Origin of the sequence: Thalassospira profundimaris (assembly GCF_003326755.1) — a bacterium.
Lineage (GTDB): Bacteria > Pseudomonadota > Alphaproteobacteria > Rhodospirillales > Thalassospiraceae > Thalassospira > Thalassospira profundimaris_B.
On record NZ_JPWH01000001.1, the window covers coordinates 427,179 to 446,041 of the forward strand.

At 55.7% G+C, this 18,863-nt stretch carries 18 protein-coding genes; 13 read left to right on the top strand and 5 right to left on the bottom strand.

Annotated features, from left to right (window positions below; translation table 11 throughout):
* Positions 1 to 16: 16 nt before the first annotated feature.
* The 4 genes from TH25_RS01940 to hemC form a co-directional block, all read right to left on the bottom strand.
* Positions 17 to 1,453: a heme biosynthesis protein HemY gene (locus TH25_RS01940; RefSeq protein WP_114086721.1), complete on the bottom strand. Its 1,437-nt coding sequence runs from the start codon at positions 1,451 to 1,453 to the stop codon at positions 17 to 19.
* Complete coding sequence (locus tag TH25_RS01945; RefSeq protein ID WP_114086949.1) at positions 1,450 to 3,096, bottom strand: COG4223 family protein; 1,647 nt, start codon at positions 3,094 to 3,096, stop codon at positions 1,450 to 1,452. The genes TH25_RS01940 and TH25_RS01945 overlap by 4 nt, the downstream gene beginning before the upstream one ends.
* Positions 3,097 to 3,150: 54 nt before the next feature.
* On the bottom strand, positions 3,151 to 3,882 hold the full coding sequence (locus tag TH25_RS01950; RefSeq protein WP_114086950.1) for a uroporphyrinogen-III synthase: 732 nt from the start codon (positions 3,880 to 3,882) through the stop codon (positions 3,151 to 3,153).
* A gap of 72 nt (positions 3,883 to 3,954) precedes the next feature.
* Positions 3,955 to 4,899 (bottom strand): hydroxymethylbilane synthase, encoded by a 945-nt coding sequence (gene hemC / locus TH25_RS01955; RefSeq protein ID WP_114086722.1) that lies wholly within the window; start codon positions 4,897 to 4,899, stop codon positions 3,955 to 3,957.
* Between the two features lie 285 nt (positions 4,900 to 5,184).
* Here hemC and tsaD point away from each other — a divergent pair, with 285 nt between their 5' ends.
* From tsaD to TH25_RS01985, 6 genes are all read left to right on the top strand, one after another.
* The gene (tsaD, locus tag TH25_RS01960; protein ID WP_114086723.1) at positions 5,185 to 6,243 is read left to right on the top strand and encodes a tRNA (adenosine(37)-N6)-threonylcarbamoyltransferase complex transferase subunit TsaD; all 1,059 of its coding nucleotides are present in this window, start codon (positions 5,185 to 5,187) and stop codon (positions 6,241 to 6,243) included.
* A 37-nt stretch (positions 6,244 to 6,280) separates the two neighbouring features.
* Positions 6,281 to 7,291, top strand: a complete 1,011-nt coding sequence (locus TH25_RS01965) for an NAD(P)H-dependent glycerol-3-phosphate dehydrogenase (protein ID WP_258548991.1) — start codon at positions 6,281 to 6,283, stop codon at positions 7,289 to 7,291.
* 80 nt (positions 7,292 to 7,371) lie between these two features.
* Positions 7,372 to 7,650 carry a YciI family protein gene (locus tag TH25_RS01970; RefSeq protein ID WP_114086724.1) on the top strand — a complete coding sequence of 93 codons (279 nt, stop codon included), beginning with the start codon at positions 7,372 to 7,374 and terminating at the stop codon, positions 7,648 to 7,650.
* Positions 7,651 to 7,653: 3 nt separating this feature from the next.
* Complete coding sequence (locus TH25_RS01975) at positions 7,654 to 8,067, top strand: EVE domain-containing protein (RefSeq protein WP_114086725.1); 414 nt, start codon at positions 7,654 to 7,656, stop codon at positions 8,065 to 8,067.
* On the top strand, positions 8,064 to 8,411 hold the full coding sequence (locus TH25_RS01980; protein WP_114086726.1) for a Rieske (2Fe-2S) protein: 348 nt from the start codon (positions 8,064 to 8,066) through the stop codon (positions 8,409 to 8,411). The genes TH25_RS01975 and TH25_RS01980 overlap by 4 nt, the downstream gene beginning before the upstream one ends.
* 594 nt (positions 8,412 to 9,005) lie before the next feature.
* On the top strand, positions 9,006 to 12,515 hold the full coding sequence (locus TH25_RS01985; RefSeq protein WP_114086727.1) for an autotransporter domain-containing protein: 3,510 nt from the start codon (positions 9,006 to 9,008) through the stop codon (positions 12,513 to 12,515).
* A 113-nt stretch (positions 12,516 to 12,628) separates the two neighbouring features.
* Here the strand turns inward: TH25_RS01985 and TH25_RS01990 are convergent, their stop codons facing one another.
* Positions 12,629 to 13,423 carry an alpha/beta hydrolase gene (locus TH25_RS01990; RefSeq protein WP_114086728.1) on the bottom strand — a complete coding sequence of 265 codons (795 nt, stop codon included), beginning with the start codon at positions 13,421 to 13,423 and terminating at the stop codon, positions 12,629 to 12,631.
* 39 nt (positions 13,424 to 13,462) lie between these two features.
* Between TH25_RS01990 and TH25_RS01995 the strand changes: the two genes are divergently transcribed.
* The 7 genes from TH25_RS01995 to pheS all read left to right on the top strand — a co-directional run bounded on the left by TH25_RS01995 (position 13,463) and on the right by pheS (position 18,860).
* Positions 13,463 to 14,698 carry a glycosyltransferase family 4 protein gene (locus tag TH25_RS01995; RefSeq protein ID WP_114086729.1) on the top strand — a complete coding sequence of 412 codons (1,236 nt, stop codon included), beginning with the start codon at positions 13,463 to 13,465 and terminating at the stop codon, positions 14,696 to 14,698.
* Positions 14,695 to 15,705, top strand: a complete 1,011-nt coding sequence (locus tag TH25_RS02000) for a glycosyltransferase family 9 protein (RefSeq protein ID WP_114086730.1) — start codon at positions 14,695 to 14,697, stop codon at positions 15,703 to 15,705. The genes TH25_RS01995 and TH25_RS02000 overlap by 4 nt, the downstream gene beginning before the upstream one ends.
* 205 nt (positions 15,706 to 15,910) lie before the next feature.
* Entirely contained in the window at positions 15,911 to 16,426 is a 516-nt protein-coding gene (infC, locus tag TH25_RS02005) for a translation initiation factor IF-3 (RefSeq protein WP_114086731.1), read from the top strand.
* Between the two features lie 36 nt (positions 16,427 to 16,462).
* On the top strand, positions 16,463 to 16,867 hold the full coding sequence (locus TH25_RS02010; protein ID WP_114086732.1) for a response regulator: 405 nt from the start codon (positions 16,463 to 16,465) through the stop codon (positions 16,865 to 16,867).
* 220 nt (positions 16,868 to 17,087) lie between these two features.
* Positions 17,088 to 17,285, top strand: coding sequence for a 50S ribosomal protein L35 (gene rpmI / locus TH25_RS02015; protein ID WP_073955289.1), 198 nt, complete (start codon positions 17,088 to 17,090; stop codon positions 17,283 to 17,285).
* 19 nt (positions 17,286 to 17,304) lie between these two features.
* Complete coding sequence (rplT, locus tag TH25_RS02020) at positions 17,305 to 17,661, top strand: 50S ribosomal protein L20 (protein WP_114086733.1); 357 nt, start codon at positions 17,305 to 17,307, stop codon at positions 17,659 to 17,661.
* A gap of 128 nt (positions 17,662 to 17,789) precedes the next feature.
* Positions 17,790 to 18,860: a phenylalanine--tRNA ligase subunit alpha gene (gene pheS, locus TH25_RS02025; protein ID WP_114086952.1), complete on the top strand. Its 1,071-nt coding sequence runs from the start codon at positions 17,790 to 17,792 to the stop codon at positions 18,858 to 18,860.
* Positions 18,861 to 18,863 lie beyond the last annotated feature (3 nt).

Here is an 18,863-nt window from a genome sequence, read left to right on the forward strand (position 1 = left end):
GATCACACTGCGGAGATTACGATTGAGGCTTTGCCCCGGACGACGTGATGGCCTCATCCCCGTCAATCACTGTGCCGGCAACCGAAACGGCCAGGGGGGCCTCGGGTTTGCCTTTGGTATTGGCTTTGCCATGATCGCTGTTGTGATTGCTGTGCGGGTGATTGTGCAGGCGCAGCGGCGCGCGCCAGTCAATCGCGCCGAACGAATGGCAGGACGGGCAAATGACCGACCATTTGCCGGTTTCCGCCCCGCAGGCACCACAGCGCCAGTCCGGGTCCGGGTTGGCATGGCTGGCCTTGACCAGTAATTCCCGGGCCTTGGCCGGGTCCTGTTTTTCGGCAAATTCCAGATCGGCAAGCAGGCGGTAATGGCGGGCCTGGGCATTTTGCCCAATCGCCTTTTGAAGGTTGCTGCGCGCCATGCCCCATAACTGGGCCTTCAGGGCGGCCTCGGCCAGCAGAAGCTGGCTTTCGGGGTGATCGGTTTTACCGGCAATCAGCTTTTCCACCGCCTTGACCTTGGCCAGGGCGTCGCCCTCCAGGCTTTGCAAATAAAGCTGACCCAGTGCGCCATTCGGGTTGATCTGCCAGCTTTGCGTGACGATTTCGCGGGCTTTGCCCGGCTGGCCGACCTTGACATAAAGTTCGGTCAGCAGGATGGCGGCCCCGCTGAAATCGGGATGTGCATTCAGCGCCTTGCGCAGCAATTTGACGGCTTCGCTGTTTTCACCATCGCGAATGGCATCTTCGGCTTTGGCGGTGATCAGCAGGGCCCGGCGGCGCGACAGTTCATTTTCCTTGAAGATATCGGCCTTTTGCGCATCAACCAGCAGGGTCAAGGCGCGGTCCCATTGTTTGGCCCCTAATAGCAGGTCAAAATACGTGACCAGCACCGACGGATTACGGGGCCGCAGGCGGTGTGCGCGTTCAGCGTAATCCAGGGCGGCTTTGCGATCATTGGCCTTAAGCGAGAGTTGCAGCAAGCCGCGCAACCCGAAAAACGCCGAATCCGGTGATTTCAACATTTCTTCAAACTGGCGGCGGGCGGCGTCATTGTTGCCTTCAAGTTCGGCAGCCTGGGCGGTTAACAGGCGGGTCAGCGTGTCATCCTCCAGATATTTATCGACCGCACGGGTATGTTTCAGCGCCTGGCGGACATCGCCCGATGCCAGTTCCAACAGCCCCATTGTCAGGGCCTGCTGGCCCTTTTTACGGCGACGGCTGCCCAGCATGCGCCCCACCCAGCCCGGTGACCGTGAAATCACAAACCAGATGCGCCAGAGCACCACCAGCACAAAAACCAGCGCCAGCACGGCCAGCAAGACCATGCCAATCGAGCCATCAAAGCGATAGCCCAGCCAAATCACGGTCATGGTGCCGGGGTTATTGGCAAACCAGACCGCCCCTGTCACCAGGGCGGCGGTGATCAGAACAAAGATAACCAGACGGATCATTGGGCGGCCTCCGATCCGGTGGGGGTGTTGATCACTTGGTTGCCGGTTTTGTCTTCCTGCCCGGTCAGAAGGCCAATCGCGTGCGTGCTGAGCACATCAATGGCTTCATTAATGGTCTGGCGGGCACGCGCCTTTTCCAGCCAAGGTTCAAGGGCGGTTTTGGTGTTCTGGCCTTCCACCCCTTCAAGCGCGGAAATGGCCTTTGCCAGATTATCTGCTGCCAGGGCCTGTTCGGCTGTCACCAGTCGGCCATCAAGCGTGTCCTGGCCTACTGCATCGACCCGGCGAATGGGGAACAGTTTTTTCAAATTCGCCACGGTTGACTCCCAAATCCCGCCAGAATGATCATCGCTGGCGGCTTTAACCGCCTCGTCCGCCGCAACCGGGAAGGATTGCCGCAATTGTTCAATGCGTGGGGCGCCTTCAGCGGCAAGCGGTTTGAGCTTTGCGATCTGTTCCTGAACGACGGTATCATCCGACCCGCTGCGATTAAGCTGGTTCAGGGCAATTTCAAACGGGCCGCCGCGTTGTGCGGCATCACGCAGCAGGGCAACGCCAATGCCAATCGCCTGGCCGCGTCCGGCAATGCGCAGGCCTTCGGTTGCCTTGAGTTCCTGTTCAACAGTTGCCATGCGCGCGCTTAGGTCGCGCATTTCCGTGGCAACCCCGGAAAGTTCGGATTGCACCCGGGCGACTTCATCAATCGGGGCGGTGCGGGTTTCAAGTTCCCCCAGGCGGCGGGCGACAGAATCGTTTAACTGCCCGCCACGTTCCTGATCCAGGCGTTCGCGCAGGGCATTGATGGTCCCTTCAAGATGGGACAGGCGCGATGTCAGGTCGGTTGCAACAACAACATTCCGGGCCTGCGTATCAGCGGTATTTTCGCGATCGGCGCTGTTTGTGCTTGCCGGTGCGGTCGCATCTGCAGGTGCCGTTTCATCCGTTGCGGCCTCGCCGCTGTTGATGTCGGTGTTATCGCCATCGTCGGGCTTGTTGGCCGTGTCGGATGCCATACTGTCAGAATTGCTGGTACTGTCCGCTGTCTCGCTGTTTGCCGTGTTTGACGCGGCGGTATCATCTGCTGGTGTCTGCGACATTTCGGCGGTGTTTTGCTGCCCTTCCGGGGCCAGGGCATCGACCGTGCCTTGCGGTAAAATATTGGTCAGGGTCGGTTCGGCCTGTTTCCACCACATGGCCCGGCTGGCCCAGCCCAGCGCCAGGACGATCCCGATAATAATTACCGCCCAGACGACCACCATGATGGCGGGTTTACCCGTTTTTTTGCCCTGCGGGGTGCCTTTGCCCGGAGGAGGCGTTTTATCGCCGGGCTTTGCGCTGCCAGACGGTGCGGTGCTTGCCGATGAATTCCCGCCGGACGCAGATGCGGTGGATTTTGCCCCGCCTGTGCTGCTGGTGCTGCTTTTGCTGCTGGCGGTGGAAGAGCTTTCGGGTTTTGCCGACGTGGTGGCCCCTGTCGGGCTGGATGGGGCCGCAGAACCGGTTGCCGGTTTTGTGCTCGCATCCTGTGATGAAGATGCCGATTGGCCAGCACTGGCATTGCCTTTGCTGTCGATCGAGATCGTATCCTGCCCCTTGGAGGGCGTCGCGGAAGTGTTGGTTCTTGGCGTTTCTGGTTTTTTCACGGTCGGACCATTGCAGTTTGCGGTTGTTCCGATACGCCCACTGGCGCAGGACATTCAGATAATAACGGTATCGAGTTCCAAAAGCAGACTTTCCTGTGTCGGCTGGGCCGCGACCACGATCTTGCGCCATTTAAGGCAGGCAAGGCGGTCTTTGACGGCGGGGCTGAGACACAAGGCAGTCACATTTGTCAGGGCCCCTTTCGTATGATGGCTTTCCATCAGCTTAACAAAGGTTTCAGCCGTGCGGGGAGAGAAAAATAACACCGCATGGATGGTTCCGCCAAGCAGACCCTCACGCACCGGTTGGGGCAGGCTGGTTGCAGCGTGGGCCTCGTAAAGCGTTTGGCGGTTTATCACGTAACCTTTTGCGGCCAGCATTGTTCCCAGATCCCCCGCGACTTTGCGCGCCGCAGGATGATAAAGCACCCCGTCATCGGGCGAGATTTGACGGGTGATCAGCCCTGCCAGGTCGTGAATGTCGCCATTGGCACTGTAAACCGTTTCAAAACCCGCCGCACGGGCCGTGGTGGCCGTCGCATCGCCTACGGCCAGAACCGGCAAGTCCCGTTGTGAACTGTGGCGTGTAAAGGCGCGCACACCATTGGCGGAGGTAAAGATAAGGGCCTGCACACCATCAAGGTTGATCGTGGGCTGGTCGGCGGGCAGGGGCGGGAAAGCGATGGACAGCATGGGGGCGTGGCAAACGTCATAACCACGCTGCTTCAGGAGAGTATCCAGATCACCGGAATCGGTTTCCGGCCGGGTATTCAAGATCGTTTTCCCCATGATTGCCTCATCCTGTTTGGGAACCATTCCGCGACGGGCGGAATGGTTCTGCAAGATCGTGTCCTTGATATGTCAGGCCAGAATGAAATCAGGCCCGCCGCGTTCCTTAAGTTCGTTCCCGGCATCGGTGCCAATACGGTCCGCCCCGGCAATATCCGGGTTTTCAAGGGTGCGTTCGGCGTCGAGCCATTCGCTGCCATCCGGTCGCACAATGGTGACGCGCAGGCGCATGGTGCCGTTTTCATCAATTTCAGCCAGAGCGGCGATGGGCGTTTTGCACGAGCCATCGAGCGCACGCAATGCGGCCCGTTCGGCGGTAATGCGCAAATCGGTTTCATGGCAATGCAGCGACGACAGCCAGTTGGCAACTTTTTCATCCCCCGCACGAATGGCAAGGCCCAGTGCACCCTGTCCGACGGCGGGCAGCATGTCATCTTCGGAAATAACATGGGTGGCAATTTCCGGGGTGCCCAGGCGGTTTAACCCGGCCATTGCCAGCAGGGTGGCATCGGCCTGGCCTTCCTCCAGCTTGCGCAGGCGGGTTTGCACATTGCCACGAAAGGTTTCGACTTTCAGGTGCGGGTATTTGTGCAAAACCATTGCCTGGCGGCGCAGCGATGCGGTGCCGACGATGGCACCTGCGGGCATGTCGGCAAAGCTTTTATATTTGGTGGAAATAAAGGCATCGCGCACATCTTCACGTGGCATGATGACGGGCATGGCAATGCCATCGGGCAGAATGGTCGGCACATCCTTGATGCAGTGAACGGCAACGTCGATCTCGCCCTTGAGCTGGGCCTCGTCGATTTCCTTGGTAAACAGGCCCTTGCCGCCAATTTCCGACAGGGCACGGTCTGTCACACGGTCGGCGGTTGTGGAAATGACAACAACTTCGATGTCGCCTTCCGCCGAAATTTCGGGGTTAGCCTTTGCCAGCAGGTCGCGCACTTCATAGGCCTGTGCCAGTGCGAGCGGGGAGCCACGGGTGCCGATGCGAAGTTTTACGGTATCAGTCATGGTGCCGGTTATTCATCCGAATTCAGGGGTTAAACAGGGTTTGTAAGCTATCGCTACGTTATTGTTGATGACTTTCGTTTATGACATGCCTGCACCCTAGACTGCGACACAGGTCCCTGCATAGGTCCAATATGACCCATGATGCGGATAAATGGCCGCCATGTTGCCGTGATGATCAGCAAACAATCAGCAAAGGGTGGCAAGGCGTGTTAGTTTGGGCTACATCATCGCCATCAGGCCTGCCTTGATCGGGCGCAAACCAGTGATAGCCGGAAATCAAATTCCATGAATGTTCTTGGTATTGAAACCAGTTGTGATGAAACGGCCGCCGCCGTTGTAAATGATAAACGCGAAATTCTGTCCAATCGCGTTTTGACCCAACTGGAAGACCATCGCCCCTATGGCGGGGTGGTTCCCGAAATTGCCGCAAGGGCACATCTGGAACATATCGACCGCCTGGTGGCCGAGGCAATGGATGATGCCGGGCTGGAATTTGACGATCTTGACGCCATTGCCTGCACGGGCGGGCCGGGCCTGATTGGCGGGGTGATGGTCGGCACCATGACGGCAAAATCCATTGCCTTTGCCACGGGCAAACCCTTTTTGGCGGTGAACCATCTGGAAGGCCACGCCTTGACCGTGCGCCTGACCGATGATGTTGCCTTTCCCTATTTGCTGTTGCTGGTATCAGGCGGGCATTGCCAGGTTTTGATTGTCGAAGGGGTGGGAAAATACCGCCGCATTGGCACCACCATTGACGATGCGGTGGGCGAGGCCTTTGATAAAACCGCCAAGATGCTGGGTCTTGGTTATCCCGGCGGGCCAGCCCTGGAAAAAATGGCTAAAAACGGCGATCCGCTACGCTTTCGCCTGCCGCGTCCATTACGCGGGCGTGAAGGGTGCGATTTTTCGTTTTCCGGGTTAAAAACGGCGGTGCGGGTGCATCTGGATGGTTTTCCCGTGCCCCAGCGCACGGACGCGGTCAAGGCGGACCTTGCTGCCTCCTTTCAGCGTGCGGTGGGCGAAACCCTGATAGACCGGACCAAAAACGCGATTTACCAGTTCATGCGGGAATATCCTGAGGGCAAAACGCTGGTTCTGGCGGGCGGGGTTGCGGCCAACACATATTTGCGTACCCGCTTGACCGAACTGACCGACAAGGCAGGCATGCAGCTTGTGGCACCCCCCCTGCCGCTGTGTACCGATAACGCTGCCATGATCGCCTGGGCCGGGCTTGAACGGTTTCGTCTGGGCCAGGAAGACCCGCTGGATTTTAAACCCCGTCCGCGCTGGCCGCTGGACCCGGAAGCTCCGAAACGCCCCGGTGCGGGTGTGAAGGCATGAAGACGTAATTTCTTAGCTACAGGGACATTTCAGGGCGATGGAAACAACCGGCATGGCGGAAAAACGTATCGGAATTGTGGGTGGGGGTGCCTGGGGCACGGCGCTGGCGATACAGGCCGTGCGCGCCGGGGCGCAGGCAAATATGCTGTTGCGCGATGCCGACCTTGCCGCACGCATGAATCAAAACCGCGAAAATGATTTGTATTTGCCCGGTATTCCTTTGCCAGCCGGGTTAAACGCCACCCTCAATGCCGATGATGTTTTGCAGGCCGATGCGGTTTTGCTGGTCACACCAGCACAGTTTCTGCGTGATTCCCTTGCCGCAATTGCCGGGAAGTGGCAGCGCGATGTGCCCGCCATTATTTGCGCCAAGGGCATTGAAAAACACAGCGGTGCCCTGATGGAAAATGTGGTGCGCGATGTATTGGGCGATGTGCCCGTCGCGGTGCTATCGGGCCCGACATTTGCCCAGGAAGTGGCCGCAGGGCTGCCCGCCGCGTTGACACTCGCCTGCCGCGATCGCGAGATGGGCAAAAACCTTGTCGAAATGATCGGCACGTCTGCCTTTCGCCCCTATTACAGTTCCGATGTAACCGGGGTGGAAGTGGCCGGGGCGATTAAAAACGTGCTGGCGATTGCCAGTGGCGTGGTGGCAGGCATGAAGCTGGGCGATAATGCGCGTGCAGCTCTTGTAACCCGGGGCCTTGCCGAAATGTCGCGCCTTGCCATCGCAATGGGTGGACGGGCGGAAACCCTGATGGGCCTGGCCGGGCTGGGCGATTTGATGCTGACCTGCACCGGTACGCTGTCGCGCAATTACACATTCGGTGTGGCACTGGGGCAGGGGCAAAGTACGTCCGATATTTTGTCATCCCGGCGCAGTGTCACCGAAGGGGTGCATACGGCGGCATCGGTGACGGCGGTGGCGGAAAAATACGGTGTGGAAATGCCGATTTGCACGGCGGTAAACCAGGTGGCAAACCATCATGCGCCCCTGCGCGAAACGCTTGATACCCTGCTAAATCGCCCGTTTCGCGACGAACATTAACCTACGGTCTTGAGCCATGCCGGGCATTCTGTCACTTTGGCGGTATCTTGTTCTCAATCCTATTAAATGCAGGAAAATCCATGCTGTTTTACATCCGTTGTGTTGATAAGCCCGGCCATCTTCATGTCCGTAAAGCCAACCGTGATGCCCATCTGGCTTATATCAAAGACGGTTATGCCGATAAAATTGTTGCCGCCGGGCCGACCCTGGATCCTGATCTTGAAGGCATGAACGGATCGGTTTTCATTATCGAGCTGGAAGATATGGCCGCTGCCGAAGCCCTGACGGCAAATGACCCCTATGCCAAGGCAGGCCTGTTTGAATCGGTGGTGATTCGGCCGTTTAAAAAGGTTTTCTGATCAATGGCGTACTGGCTGATCAAAACGGAACCGTCAAGCTGGTCATGGGACGACCAGGTGGCGAAGGATGTTGAGGGTTGGGACGGGGTGCGCAATTATCAGGCGGCGAATAATCTGCGGGCGATGAAAACCGGCGATCAGGCGTTTTTCTATCATTCGGTGAAAGAAAAAAGCATCGTTGGCATTGTCGAAATTGTGCGTGAAGCCTATCCGGACCCAAGCGATGCCAAGGGCAAATTCGTGCAGGTGGATGTCAAAACCGTCAAACCACTTGCCCGGCCCGTGACGCTGGATGCCATCAAGGCGGACCCGCAATTTTCCGATTTGGCCTTGCTAAAACAATCGCGCCTGTCGGTTTTGCCGATTGATGATGCGTCCTGGAAGGCGATTTGCGAGATGGGTGGTGTGACACCATGAACCGCCTTGCCCCCGAAGGAACCATTTTATGTGCGTTAAGCGACCTTGATGCCACAGGAGCCAAGGGCCTGTTTGTGGGAGAAGGGGAGGCACGGCGGAATATTTTTGTCGTGCGCGATGGCGATGCCGTGTTTGGCTATGTCAATAGCTGCCCGCATATCGGTGTCCCGCTGGAATTTGAACCCGATGAATTCATCAGCGAATTTGGCGGTGAAATTTTGTGTTCCACTCACGGTGCCCGCTTTCGCATTGAAGACGGCTATTGTGTGTCGGGACCGTGCAGTGGGGATGCGCTGGAGCCGGTGGCTGTGCGCGTTCAGGGTGATGACGTGGTTTTGGCCTAACTGTATTTGGGCTTGTCCTTCCAGCTAATTGCAAAATTAAAAAATGGCGCGGCCTGTTTCATTCAGGCCGCGCCATTTTTGTGAATGAACGAAATGCGTTCCCCCCCCCATCTGAAGTTCTGTGGGTTTGAGATTTTTATTTTTAGATATTTAATTTGAAATTCTTCAATCAGGAGGGTTTTTATTTGAAAATTTAATTTCTGTAATAATTTTAAATACTAGTCTTAAGTATGCGTTGTCTCTCCTCAAAAATAGGCTTTCCTGCTCTTGCTGACAGGATTTAAGTGATTGTTTTTAATTGTTTTTGGGGGATTTTTATTTTTCTTTTGAAGTTGGGATTATTTTCTTGATTTGTTCGTTTTCTGGAAATAAGTGATTAAACCTATCTGGGGGGAATTGGGTTTCACGTGTGATTTATCAATGGCTGTAATGCCTTGTGATATAGTGATGCGGATAAGCTGAACGGTTTCTTCTGCGCACGAATCAACTTTTATCCTGCACATTTTGTGTTGCGGGCAGGGTGTTTATTTGTGTCGTCGGAGTGAAAATTTAATTTCTCCCGCGCGGGTTTAAAATATTCAAACGGGGATCGGAATGAAAATTTCAGCCACTTTATTGCTGTTATCCACGACGGCACTTGTTTCTTTGGTGTCGATTTCTGACGTCCACGCAGAAGAGAGCCGATGGGCTGGCACAAATGGTACTCAGTTCAATGTGGACGCTAACTGGAGTAACGGGTTTACAGGCAAGGACCTGGTTATTGATGGCAACGATTTGGATGGAGAGGTTGTCGTCTTTGCCCCTAATACAGTGGTGACAGTCACTGTTGACAGCCAGTCTGGAAGCAATCCGAATTCGCTGGTTGTTCAAGGGGGCGCAAGGCTGGAAGCCGAGTCAAGCGATTCGCTGGTTCTTGGTTTGACAGATGGTGCGACATCAAACATCACGATCACGGGAGCCGGAACCAAACTTCACACCACAAATGGTGATGTATTGATCGGGTCTGGAAATGGCGCGACCGGTATTCTGACTGTATCAGCCGGTGCGATTTATGATGCCGATTCTCTCGTGCGTGTTGGCTTTGGTGATGGCGCGCAGGGGACCATAACCTTTGATGCTGCAACATTTAACCTGGGGAGCTCGGGGCAGTTTCAAGTAGGTAGTGCCCAAACAGGTGCAGTAACAGGTACTGCAAATTTCAATAATGGCTCAACTGCGACACTGGATGGGGGGACTTCTATTGGTACCAAGTCCTCAAACACCGGTACGCTCAATGTTTCAAGTGGTTCGTCGCTGACGGCCAATGGTTACTTTATTGCCGGGGTCTATGAAGGTTCGACCGGGACGGTTACGGTCAGCGGTACAAATTCGACAGCCACCCTGAAGGATGAAATTTATTTTGGTTATCAGGGGAGCGGTACGCTCGAAATTAAGGAAGCTGGTGCTGTTACCGCGACAAAAACGGTTTATGTGGGGCATGACACGACAGCAAACGGTACGTTGACGGTTGACGGCGAAAGCTCTTCCTTAACGGCGAATTCTGATGTCATCCTTGGCGAACGTGGTACGGCTTCAATGACTGTATCGGATCAGGCCACGGCCTCGATTGATGGTACTTTGTCTGTTGGCTCCGGTTTTTACCGTGACAAGGATGATACCAGCCAGACGTCAACCAACTCGACGGCAACCGGCGATCTGACCGTTAAAAGCAACGGGGTTCTGAACGTTAAGACCGGTCTTTATGTCGGGGATCATGCGACCGGCACCCTGACACTGGCCAGTGGCGGCACCGTGAGTGTGAATAACGGTACTGGTACTCTTGATATTGCCAGGTCCTCTGGTTCCACCGGCACCCTGATTATTGGCGCTGCGGCCGGAAGTGGGGCTGCGGCGGCGGGCACATTGAATGCGACCAATGTTGCCTTTGGCTCAGAGCTTACGGGGTCACAAACCAGCACCGGCAAGATCGTATTTAACATTACCGATACGGATTACACCTTTGCTTCCAACATCATCGGGGCCGGTGCTGTTGAGCAATATGCAGGCACTGTTAAATTAACCGGAACATCAAACTATACAGGTGCGACCACCATACATGGTGGTACGCTGAATGTTGCTGGCACCGTTGCCTCATCTGCTGTCTCCGTTCAGGGGGACAGTGCGGCTGCGACGCTGATTCTTCGCGATGGCAACACCCTGAATGTTAATAGTGGTGGTGGCACCGGTAACGGCACCGTTGATATTGCCAAATCTGCCGATTCCACCGGCACCCTGATTATTGGTGCCGCCGCCGGAAGCGAGGCTGCTGCTGCGGGCACATTGAATGCGGCCACGGTTGCCTTTGGCTCAGAGCTTACGGGCTCACAAACCAGCACCGGCAAGATCGTATTTAACATTACCAATACGGATTACACGTTTGGATCCAACATCACCGGTGCCGGTAGCGTAGATATCGAGGCCGGGACGGTGAACCTGACGGGTACGTCCTCGACCTATACAGGGGCGACCACGGTTAATGGTGGCACGCTGAATATTGCGGGTTCCATTGCCTCTGTCGTTGCCATCAATAACGGCGCATTCTTGACGGGTAATGGCACTATTGGCGGGCTGTCGGTTAATTCCGGTGGTACGGTCAGCCCTGGCGGGAACACCATTCAAACCCTGAATGTTTCGGGGGATACCACGTTTAAAAGTGGGTCGGTTTATGTTGTGCAGGTCGATGATACCTCCAGTGACGCGATTAGCATTACCGGCGGTGCCACCATTGAAAACAATGCAACGGTGAGGCTGTCGGCATTGAATGGTGACAATTCCACGATTGCGGTGGACAAGAAATACACCATTGTTTCAACCACAACCGGCGTCACCGGGGAGTTTAACCGCATCAGCAAGTATTCTGCCTATTTGCAGGATGAACTGACCTATGACGACGATCATGTTTACCTGACGCGGACCCGTAACGGTCAGGCGCTGGCGGTGCAGACGACCACGCCGAACGAAGGGTCCACGGCAGGCGGGGTTGACAGCCTGAGTAATGGGAACGCCCTTTATGATGCGGTTGTACAGTTGCAGCCGGGTCAAACAGCTGCTGCTTTTGACCAGCTTTCGGGCGAAGTTCATGCCTCGACGGTTTCAACGATTGTGACCAATGCCGGCATGTCACGGGCGGCGGTGAATAATCGTATCCGGGATTCGTTTTCGGGTGGTGGTGTGAATTCGGCACCCCTGGTTGCCTCGAATGAAGACAATATGGACGGCTTGCTGGGCAAGGAGAAAACGACCCAGGCCTGGATGAGCAATTTTGGCAGTTGGAGCCGGACGTCAGGCGGAAGCCAGGCCCATGATACGACCACCCGTGGCGGTGGTTTCATGATTGGTGTGGATACGCAGGTGCTTGATGACTGGCGCTTTGGCGTGGCGACGGGTTTTGGCCGGGATTCGATCCAGGACAAGAATGTGTCCTCCAGTGCGATGGTTGACAGTTATTATCTGGCGGCTTACGGCGGTACCGAGATCCAGGCAACTTCGTTGCGTTTTGGGGCGTTGCATGCTTTCCAGAAAATTGATGCCAAACGGTCGGTTGCTTTTGCCGGTTTTACCGATAACCTGACGTCAGATTATGATGCCCAGACCACCCAGCTTTTTGCCGAGGGGGCGTTGCGCATCAAACATCAGGAATCGCGCTTTGAGCCGTATCTGAACCTTGCCGTTGTTCATTCCAAAGTGGATGGTTTTCAGGAAAAGGGTGGGGCTGCTGCCCTGACATCCAGCTCGCAAACCGACAATCAGTTGTTTAGTACGCTTGGTTTGCGCTTTGGGCATGATCTGGCAATTGATAGCTGGGGACTTTCTGGCGAACTGAAGGCCGGTTTGGGCTGGCGTCATGCTTATGGTGACATGTCGCAGGATGCGACCGTGTCATTTAGCGGTTCAGACAGCTTTACGGTCAGCAGTGCGGCGGATTCCCGCGACAGTGCGGTGCTGGAGGCCGGGGTTGGCGTTGATGTTGCCCAGGATACGACCGTGTCCCTGAATTATAATGGCGATTTCAGCAAAGATACCCGTGAAAACACCTTGTCGGCAAAGCTGGCAGTCAAGTTCTGATCTTTAGGTTGGAATTGGTATGTGCCGGCGGTGCCTGCACACATCTTTTTGACATATGATGATCGTCACAAAGTCCCCGCCAGTTGCGGGGACTTTGCTCTTTTGGGTTGGGTTCAGGCCGGGGCGCATCCGGCCAGCACGTCAATATGACGGGTGATAGCATCAAGCTCTGCCGGTTTGGACAGGCGATGATCGCCCGATTTGATGAACTGTATTTCAACATCCTGGCTTGAAAGTTTTTCGGCCAGTTTCAGCGCGGTTTGCCAGGGCACATCGGCATCCTCAATGCCCTGAACCAGACGCACGGGAATGTTCAGGTTGATGGTGTCGCGTAGTAACAGGTGCTCTCGGCCATCCTCGATCAGGGCACGGGTGATGGTATAGGGATCGTCACCATACTCGGTCGGTTCGATCAGCGCCCCCTGTTCCTCGATGGTTCGTTTTTGCGACTCCGAAAACTGCGCCCACATCAGATCCTCGGTAAAATCCGGGGCGGCGGCAACGCCAACCAGGCCGGTAACACGATCCGGGCGGGCCAGGGCCGCAAGCAGGCTGATCCAGCCGCCCATCGAGGAGCCGACAAGAATTTGGGGTCCGGTTGCAACCCCGTCAAGAACAGCAAGGGCATCCTGCGTCCATTGTCCAATGGTGCCATCGGAAAATTTGCCCGATGATTGTCCGTGACCGGAATAGTCAAAGCGGGTATAAGCCAGGCCGCGCCGGACACAATGTTGCTCCAGATGTGTTGCCTTGGTGCCTGTCATGTCGGACATGAAACCGCCAAAAAACAGGATGCCGGGCTTTTGATCATTTGGGGCTGTTGCCTGCTTGCGGGGGATCGTGTGGTATGCGATTTTTGATCCGTCAGGCCGGTCAAGAAACATGGGTTCAGGCATGTCATAAGTCATCTGGGCACGAAATCCTGGATGCTGAATGGTTAAGGTTGGATGAGCGCGTCACAAAACGAGACACAGGCAGTCTATCGCCCCGGGCGGCAGACGCAAGGTTCGGACTTCCGTCCGGCGGTAATCCTTCAGGTTCTGCCCGAACTGGAAACAGGTGGCGTGGAACGTGGAACGGTTGATATTGCCAAAGCCATTGTCGAGGGCGGGGGTGTGGCCCTGGTGGCATCCCAGGGCGGACGGCTGGAGCGCGAACTTGAACGGGTTGGTGCCCGCCATATCACCCTGCCGCTTAAATCCAAAAACCTTTTGACCATGCGCCAGAATGGCCGCCTGCTGGCCGATCTGATCGGCGCGGAAGGGGTGGATATTGTCCATGCCCGCTCGCGTGCTCCGGCCTGGAGTGCCCGCTGGGCGGCGCGCCATATGAAGGTGCCGTTTGTCACCACATTTCATGGCACCTATTCGGGTTATACCAACCCGTTCAAGCGATATTACAATTCCGTCATGACGATGGGTGACCAGGTGATTGCCGTCTCGGAATTTATCGCCAGCCATATTCGCAAATATTACAAGATCGACGAAGAACGCCTTAATGTGGTGCCGCGCGGCACCAATGTGGATTTGTTCAACCCGGAAAATGTCAGCCAGGAACGTTTGATCGCGCTTTCAACCCAGTGGCGGCTGAATGGCGATGAATATGTCATTATGCTGCCCGGCCGGTTGACCCGCTGGAAAGGCCAGACTTTTCTGATCAGGGCGATTCCCGCCATGCTTGAGGAAATCGGCCATCGCAATGTGCGCTGCCTGCTGGTGGGGTCGGACCAGGGGCGGTCGGCCTATCGGGAAGAGCTGATTGAACTGAGCCGCAGCCTGGGCCTGCAGGATATTGTTCATATCGTCGATCATTGCAACGATATGCCCGCGGCCTATATGCTGGCAAATGTTGTTGTGTGTCCGTCGCTGGACCCCGAGGCCTTTGGCCGTGTGCCCACCGAAGGACAGGCGATGGGACGGCCGATTGTGGCAACCGCACATGGCGGGGCGACGGAAACGGTGCTGCCCGGGGAAACCGGCTGGCTGGTGGCCCCAAATGAAGTCCCGCAGTTGTCGCACGCGCTGGCCCAGGTGCTGAAACTGAGTCCGGAACGGCGCGAGGCCATTGCCCTTAAGGGGCGGCAACATGTGATCGATAAATTCTCCCTGACCCAGATGGCGGAACAGACTCTGGCGGTTTATGAAAAAGCCCTGCGGCGCATCGCCAGGAATAATGCGGCATGACAGAAAATAAAATGGAACCGTTTGGTGCGGAAATGGCTGTTGGCGGGGATGATCCGGTCAAACAGCAGCGAATTTTGGTGATCAAACTCAGTGCGCTGGGGGATGTTGTGATGGCAACCGGCCCCTTTGCGGCCATTCGCCGGGCTCACCCCGATGCACATATTACTTTGCTGACAACCAAACTTTATGTCGATCTGGCAAAATCGACCGGGTGCTTCGATGCTATCGCGGTGGATCGTCGGCCCAAGCTGACGCAGTTTGCCGATCTGATGGCACTGCGCCGCTTTCTGCGTGCCGGTGAATTTGATCGCGTTTATGACTTGCAAACGTCAGATCGCAGCACATTTTATTACCGGCTGTTCTGGCCGGGCAAGGCACCGGAATGGTCCGGGATCGCGTGGGGATGCTCGCATCCGCACAAGCATCCCGACCGGCATAAAATGCACACCATCGACCGGCATATTGACCAGTTGGCAGGTATGGGCATTACCGATATTCCCCTGCCCTTTATCAATGCGCCAAAGGCCGACCTGGATCGTTTCGGTATCAAAACACCCTATGTGCTGATTTGCCCCGGCGGTTCGCCGCATCGCCCGGAAAAACGCTGGCCTGCCGAACGGTTTGGCCTGTTGGCCAAAATGCTGGCGGATTACCGGTTAACCCCGGTTTTGATCGGCACGGACAAGGAAGCCGATGTTCTGGACCGGATCAGCAATATGTGCCCGCGGGCACGGAACCTGATGGGAAAAACCGATTTCCTGGAAATTGCCAGCCTGGCACAGGGGGCGGTGTTGGCGATTGGCAATGATACCGGACCGATGCACTTGGCCGCAGCGGCCGGGGCCCCGACGATTGTGCTGTTTTCCGACGCATCGAATCCGGCGCAATGTGCCCCGCGTGGACATGGCAGGGATGCGGTCAGCATTATTCAGCAGCCCGATTTGCGCAATTTGCCGATTACCCGGGTGTTTGAGGTCATTCGCCAGCGATTGAACCTGGAAGACTAGGGGCTGAATACCGAACCAATGCAAAAGACAGGCCATTGAATTGCAATGGAACTGTCTTATGTTGTGAAATCATTGCTTTCTGATATGCAGGCGATATGCTAAATCAGTTTGCTACTGATGCTTTTGCGGGCATCGGGCAATTTTTGTTTGCCTTGTTATTTTTGACTGTCAGAGGAGATTCTCCATAGCACGACCACGCAAACCGATGCAGCCGACCAAAGACGGTCCGCGCGTCAATCAGGATATCAAAGCCCGTTCCATCTGTGTTGTTGACGCAGAAGGCAATTTGTCACAGCCGATTAGTGTTCGTGAAGGCATTGACATGGCGATGGAGGCTGGACTCGACCTCGTTGAAGTCGCCCCCAATGCCGAGCCGCCGGTTTGCAAGCTGATCGACTTTGGCAAATACAAATACGAACAGAGCAAGAAACAGAACGAAGCCAAAAAGAAGCAGAAGGTTATCGAGGTCAAGGAAATCAAACTGCGACCGAATATCGATATCCATGACTATAACGTCAAACTGCGGGCGGCTCAGAAGTTTCTTGGTGGTGGCGACAAGGTAAAAGTCACGCTGCGGTTCCGCGGCCGTGAAATGGCGCACCAGGATCTTGGCCTTGGCATGTTGCAGCGTTTTTCCGGCGATCTGGAAGATCTGGCAAAACCGGAACTGATGCCAAAGATGGAAGGCCGGATTATGATTATGGTGCTGGCGCCGCGTTAAGACGCGGCGATACAGCCAAACCGGGAGGAGACACCGATGGGAACAGGTCAGGAGCCTCTTGTTGTCGGAGTTGACGACGATGCCAAAAGCCTCGTTCTGCTGAGACGGATTGTCGAAAGCGGCGATTACCGTTTCATCGGTGTGTCTTCCGGGCATGAATTGTTAACCCTGCTGAAAACCGAGCGACCGCGCATTATTCTGATGGATGTGATGCTGCCGCAAATGAACGGGTTTGAGGCCAGCCTTCGGGTCCGCACGACCTATCCGCAACTGCCTGCCGCCATTATCTATGTGACGGCCCGGCAAAGCGAGGAAGACTTGCGCGGGGGCATGGCCGCCGGGGGAAACGACTTTGTGCTCAAACCGGTAAACCGGGAAAAGCTGCTGAGCCGAATCGAAAAATGGCTGGGCAAAACCCATCTCATCAAAACCGCCGTTTAGGCGGTTTTTTTGTGGCTGGCGGCCATCCTGGGGGCTGTTTCGACGGCCCGGCCCGACATGGCAGGTTTGACTGAAAAGTTCCTTGAAAAAGCACGGGGTGGAGTCTATAACCACCCGTCCCCAAAACAGGTGGTGAGGCTGGAGACGATTTAATCGTCTCGGGGCATGCCCAGCCGCCGACGGGGATTTTCGTCAAATTGCTTTTTGCAAGGATAGAAAAATGCCCAAGATGAAGACAAAATCGAGCGCTAAAAAACGCTTTAGCCTTACCGCCTCTGGCAAGGTCCGTCGTAATGTCGCGAACAAGCGTCACCTTCTGACGGCAAAACCGACGAAAATGAAGCGTCAGGCACGCGGCACGGAAATTCTGTGCGATGCTGATGCACGTATCGTCAAAAAATTCCTGCCGTACGGCTAAGGCTAAGGAGAGTTAAGAAATGGCTCGTGTAAAAGGGGGCGTGTCGTCGCACGCTCGTCACCGCAAGGTTATCAAGGCTGCCAAGGGCTATCGCGGTCGCCGTAAAAACGCTTACCGTACTGCGGTTCAGGCTGTCGAAAAAGGTTTGCAATACGCATACCGCGACCGCCGCGCCAAAAAACGCCAGTTCCGCAGCCTGTGGATCCAGCGTATCAATGCCGGTGCCCGTGAAAACGGTCTGACCTATTCGCAGTTTATGAACGGCCTGAAAAAAGCAGGTGTCGAACTGGACCGCAAGGTTCTGGCCGACATCGCCGTGCGTGAACCGGAAGCCTTCAAGGCTTTGGTGAACCAGGCCCAGGCTGCGCTCGCCTGATAAACCTTTTTTAAAAAGGTTTTTACGGCATTGCCTGATTTATGTCGGGGGCGGCCAGTTTTGGCCGTCCCCGTTTTTTTGTTCCAAGTTTCTTTATCCTGTTCACCCCAGCCAAAGCGTCGGAAGTTATGGAAAACATCGAAGCGTTGCGCGAAGAGGTTCTGGCAGAAGTTGAAAAGGCAGGCGATCTGGCTGCTTTGGAAGACATCCGCATCAGTGCCCTTGGCAAAAAGGGCCGTATTACCGGCCTTATGAAAAACCTTGGCAAGATGGACCCGGACCAGCGTCGCGAATTTGGTCAGGCCCTGAATGCGGTGAAAGACCAGGTCGCCAGCGCCATTGACATGCGCAAGAGCGATCTGGAAAACGCGGCCCTGGAGGCCCGCCTGAGCGGTGAACGCATTGACGTGACCCTGCCTTCACGTCCCAGCGAAACCGAAGGCCGCATTCACCCGATCAGCCAGACGATTGACGAGATCATTTCGATCTTTGGCGAAATGGGGTTTGCCCTGGCCGAAGGCCCGGATATCGAGGACGACTTCCATAATTTTACCGCGCTGAACATTCCGCCCGAACATCCGGCGCGTGAAATGCAGGATACTTTCTATTTGCCCGAAGCCGAGGACGGATCGCGCCTGGTGCTGCGCACTCATACATCTCCGGTGCAGATCAGAACGATGCAGTCCCAAACCCCGCCCATTCGCATTGTTGCGCCGGGTCGGACCTATCGTTCCGATAGCGATATGACCCACACGCCGATGTTCCATCAGCTTGAAGGCCTGGTGATTGACGAGAAAACCCATATGGGCCATCTCAAGGGGTGCCTGCTGGAATTTGTCAAAACCTATTTCGAGCTTGATGACGTGCCGGTGCGTTACCGCCCGAGCTTCTTCCCGTTTACCGAACCCAGTGCGGAAATGGATATTGGCTGTTCGCGCAAGGGGGGTGAGCTTAAAATCGGTGCCGGGGATGACTGGCTGGAAATTCTGGGTTGCGGCATGGTGCATCCGCGCGTGCTGGCAGCCTGTGGCCTGGACCCCGAAAAATATCAGGGTTTTGCCTTTGGCATGGGGATTGAGCGTATCGCCATGCTGAAATACGGCATTCCCGACCTGAGAACCTTTTTCGATACCGATCTGCGCTGGCTGAAACATTATGGTTTCGTGCCGCTGGATGTACCGAATATGGTGAGGGGCTAAGAT